This window comes from Mycolicibacter senuensis (assembly GCF_003284925.1).
GTDB lineage: Bacteria > Actinomycetota > Actinomycetes > Mycobacteriales > Mycobacteriaceae > Mycobacterium > Mycobacterium algericum_A.
The window spans coordinates 1-4316 of record NZ_QMEX01000217.1; the positions used below are offsets into that span (position 1 = coordinate 1).

Consider the following 4316-nt stretch of genomic DNA (forward strand, 5'->3'; position numbering starts at 1 on the left):
TCGGGGCCTTCGACGCGGTTCCGGCGGGCGGCTCGATGCTGCTGGTGGCGCCGCACGACCCGATCCCGCTGCTGCACCAGCTCGCCGAGCGCAGCGGTGGCCGGCTGGCCGTCGGTTACGAGGAGCGTGGCCCGGAGGCGTGGCGGCTGCGGCTGACCCGGGTCTGATGACGCCCGGGGTGACCCGGCACCCGAATCCGGGTCACCCCGGCGCTTGGCCGCCGTTGGTCAGGCGGCGTGCTGGAGCGCCAGCTCCATCCCGATGAATGCGATCAGCAACAGCACCATGATCGACAGGTCGATGCGGACCGCCCCGATGGTCAGCTGCGGTATCAACCGCCGCAGCAGTTTCACCGGTGGATCGGTGATGCTCATGATCAGCTCCAGGATCACCACGGTGGCGCCGCGTGGGTGCCAGTCCCGGCTGAACGAGCGGACGAACTCGATGACGATCCGAGCGATGAGCAACAGCCAGAAAACGAACAGCGCGATACCGAGGATCGTGAAGAACAGCGCCAACGGAGTGCGACCTTACTGACGAGGATGTGCCCGCATCAGCATCGCGCTGACCGGCCCGACTGTCGCACCAGCCTACCGATAGGCGTAGAAGCCGGTTTCGGCGATGCGGCGACGCTCCTCGGGTGTCACGTCGACGTCGGCCGGCGACAGCAGGAAGACCTTGGTCGCGACCTTGTCGAACGAGCCGCGCAGGGCGAATGCCAGACCCGCCGCGAAGTCGACCAACCGCTTGGCGTCGGCGTTGTCCATCGACACCAGATCCATGATCACCGGGGTGCCGTCGCGGAACCGCTCACCGATGGTGCGGGCCTCGCTGTAGTCCTTGGGGCGCAACGTGGTGATCTTCGACAGCGGGCTGCTCTCGTCGAACATCATCGCCATACGCCGCGGATCCATCGCCAGGGCACCGCGGGTCGAACCGCGCAGCGAGGCGAACCGCGAACGCTCGAAGTCGCGGGGCCGGTCGAAGTCGCGCCCCCGGTACCGCGGGTCATCGTCGTAGCCGCCCCGGTAGCCCGCCGGCGCCTCGTCGTACTCGCGGCCGTCGAATCGTTCGTCGTAGCGACCCGCGACGCGGTCGAAGACGTCCTCGGAGAACCGCTCCCCCCGGGGCGCGTAGTCGCGCGACGAGGCGCGCTCATCGCCGTCGTCGTAGTAGTCGTCGTCGTAGTCCTCCATAGGAGCCATCCCGAAGTAGGCCTTGACCTTGTGGAGTGTGCTCATCATTGGACCCTTCTCTGATGGCTGTGATGAAGGTGTGACTGAAGTGACTAATTATGGTGACGGTAATGGCCGAGTGCGCCGTGGCGCGGGAACGACACGCGGACAGGCGCATCCGGTTTCCCGGTCGCTGCGCCGGCGCGCCGGAACCGCCGGCTCATTCCAACCACACCAGCGAGGCGAGTCGGCCGGTGCGGCCGTCGCGCCGGTGACTGAACAGCTTCGGGTCGGCCGCCGTGCAGCGCGGATCGGCGTCGATGGCCTCGACACCCAATTCCCTTAGTTGCCGGGCGATCCCGGCCCGCAGGTCCAGGCCGGGGGTGCCGGCCGAGGTGCGGGTGCGACTACCGGGCAGTGTCGCCTCGACCTCGTCGGCCATCGCCGCCGGCACCTCGTAGTGCGACCCGCTGATCGCCGGGCCGAGCAGCACCGAGATGTCAGCGAGCTGCGCCCCCGCCGCGAGCATTCCCTCCAACGCACGGGCGACGATGCCGCGCTGCGCGCCGACCCGGCCGGCGTGTACCGCCGCCACCACGCCGGCGCGCGCATCCGCCATCAGCACCGGTACGCAATCGGCGGTCACCACGACCATGGCGAGCCGGGGCACGGCGGTGATCAGTGCGTCGGTCGCGTCGACCGCGGTGTCGCGCGGTTCATCGACGACCACCACCTGATCGCCGTGCACCTGGTTCATCCACACCAGGCGGTCGGGACCGAGTCCGGTGGCCCTGGCCAGCCGCGCGCGGTTGGTCGCCACGGCCGCTGGATCGTCGCCGACATGATCGCCGAGGTTGAAGCTGTCGAACGGAGCCGCCGAGACGCCACCGGACCGGGTCGTCGTCACCCGCCGGACGCGGAACGTCACCGACTCAGAGCCGAACGCTAGTGGCGCATGAACGGCGGGACGTCGACGTCGTCGTCGTCAGTGCCGTCATCGCCGTTGCGCCCGCCGACGCTGACCGTCGCACCGTTGGCCGGGGCGGGCACACTGACGGCGTCGACCGGGTCGAACAGCGACGACGTGACCTTGCCGGCCTGCCCGGGGGCCACGGCGTGCCGTGCTTGGCCCGTTGCTCCGCTCACCGGTTTGCGGCCCGCAGCGGCCGAGTCGAAGCCCGCCGCGATGACCGTCACCCGGACCTCGTCGCCGAGCGAATCGTCGATCACGGTGCCGAAGATGATATTGGCCTCGGGGTGTGCGGCGTCCTGCACCAGCGATGCCGCCTCGTTGATCTCGAACAACCCCAGGTCGCTGCCGCCGGCGACCGACATCAGCACACCCTGGGCGCCCTCCATCGAGGCCTCCAGCAGTGGCGAGTTGATCGCGATCTCAGCGGCCTTGAGCGCCCGGCCGTCGCCGCGAGCCGACCCGATTCCCATCAGCGCGGTGCCCGCGCCGCTCATGATGCCCTTGACGTCGGCGAAGTCGACGTTGATCAGCCCCGGCGTGGTGATCAGGTCGGTGATGCCCTGGACGCCGTTGAGCAGCACCTCGTCGGCGCTACGGAAGGCGTCCATCAGCGACACCTGCGCGTCGCCCATCTGCAGCAGCCGGTCGTTGGGGATCACGATCAGGGTGTCGCAGCTCTCCCGCAGCGTGGCGATGCCCAATTCCGCCTGGTTGCCGCGCCGCTTGCCCTCGAAGGAGAACGGCCGGGTGACCACGCCGACGGTCAGCGCGCCGAGCTTGCGGGCGATGGTGGCCACCACCGGTGCGCCACCGGTGCCGGTGCCGCCGCCCTCCCCGGCGGTGACAAACACCATGTCGGCGCCGCGCAGCAGCTCCTCGATCTCGTCCTTGGCGTCTTCGGCGGCCCGACGTCCCACTTCGGGGTCGGCGCCGGCACCGAGGCCGCGGGTGGACTCACGGCCGACGTCGAGCTTGACGTCGGCGTCGCTCATCAGCAATGCCTGTGCGTCGGTGTTGATCGCGATGAACTCGACGCCCTTGAGGCCCTGTTCGATCATCCGATTGACGGCGTTGACTCCGCCACCACCGATACCCACGACTTTGATGACGGCCAGATAGTTGTGCGGTGGGGTCATCGTTCGTCTTCCTCCCTGGTGGGATTGGATTCCTCTCTGGGGCCTGTCTGCAGAACTCCCCGTACTACCTTCCGGCAAACCCTCAACCTCAACCACAGGCTTAGAGTTATGTCAAGTTGTTCCGCGTAACCGCCACAGTAGGGCCGCCCCGCCCGTCCTCGGCTCCGACGCGCCGAGGCACACCGGGCGAATTTTCCCGGCACCGTCGCAGCCGTTCCGCCCCACCCTCGCCGAGGCGGAACAGCGCGTCGGGTTCGTCGCGTGTCGGGTAGCAGGATTCCGGCTCGGCGGACAGTACCGACTGCGCTAGCGGACGGTCGGCAGATCCGGACTCGACACGTCGTAGGTGTGACCGGGCTGGGTGAGCAACGCCGCCAACTTCTGGGCCTTCTCCGCGGTGCGATCGGTGCTGCCCCAGACCACCACCCGGCCGTCGGCCAACGTCAGGGTGATGGAAGCGACCGACGGGGCGGCCACCCGGCTGACCTGGCCGGCGACCTCGGGGGCCAGCGCGGTCATCACCTGCAGCGCGGCCCGGCTGGCCGGGTCCGTCGGGCCGGGGTTCTCGACGTCGAAGACCGGCAGCGGCCCCGGCGGCGGCGCCGTCGCGAAGTCGACGCCGTCCCGGTCGAACAGATGCGGGCCGTCCGGAAAATCCTTGAACACCACCGCGACCCGCTCCACCACCGTGATCGACAACACCGAGGGGTACTGCCGCTGCACCCGGGTACTGGCGACCCGGCGGATCGCGGCAACCCGCTCGGCGACGCTGCCGGTGTCGATTTGCAGCAGTGGGGTGCCGAGCCGCACCTTGGCCACGTCGATGACCTCCTCGCGAGGCACCGCCGCGATCCCGGTGACCTCGATGTCGCGCACCGACATCACCGGCGTGAAATACAGGATGAGCCCGAGCCCGACCACCAGCACCACCGCAAGGAAGGTGGCCAGCACCATCTTCAAGCCCCGGATGGCACCCCGCGGAACACCCTTCTGCGGCTCGGCGGAGCCGGCCCGTAGTCGCCGCTTGGCGTC

At 69.2% G+C, this 4316-nt stretch carries 6 protein-coding genes; 1 reads left to right on the top strand and 5 read right to left on the bottom strand.

From position 1 onward, the window contains the following. A partial coding sequence (locus tag DQP56_RS22915) for a DUF2249 domain-containing protein (RefSeq protein ID WP_114475790.1) occupies positions 1-167 on the top strand: 167 nt, incomplete at its 5' end. Positions 168-227: 60 nt separating this feature from the next. Here DQP56_RS22915 and DQP56_RS22920 read toward each other — a convergent pair. The 5 genes from DQP56_RS22920 to DQP56_RS22940 all read right to left on the bottom strand — a co-directional run. Further along, the gene (locus DQP56_RS22920; RefSeq protein WP_013828685.1) at positions 228-518 is read right to left on the bottom strand and encodes a YggT family protein; all 291 of its coding nucleotides are present in this window, start codon (positions 516-518) and stop codon (positions 228-230) included. Between the two features lie 72 nt (positions 519-590). Continuing rightward, entirely contained in the window at positions 591-1241 is a 651-nt protein-coding gene (locus tag DQP56_RS22925) for a cell division protein SepF (RefSeq protein WP_112689323.1), read from the bottom strand. Between the two features lie 154 nt (positions 1242-1395). Continuing rightward, on the bottom strand, positions 1396-2103 hold the full coding sequence (gene pgeF / locus DQP56_RS22930) for a peptidoglycan editing factor PgeF (protein ID WP_112689319.1): 708 nt from the start codon (positions 2101-2103) through the stop codon (positions 1396-1398). Between the two features lie 17 nt (positions 2104-2120). Then, positions 2121-3284: a cell division protein FtsZ gene (gene ftsZ, locus DQP56_RS22935; protein WP_112689321.1), complete on the bottom strand. Its 1164-nt coding sequence runs from the start codon at positions 3282-3284 to the stop codon at positions 2121-2123. Between the two features lie 306 nt (positions 3285-3590). Beyond that, on the bottom strand, positions 3591-4316 hold a 726-nt coding region (locus DQP56_RS22940; RefSeq protein ID WP_133259012.1), incomplete at its 5' end, for a cell division protein FtsQ/DivIB.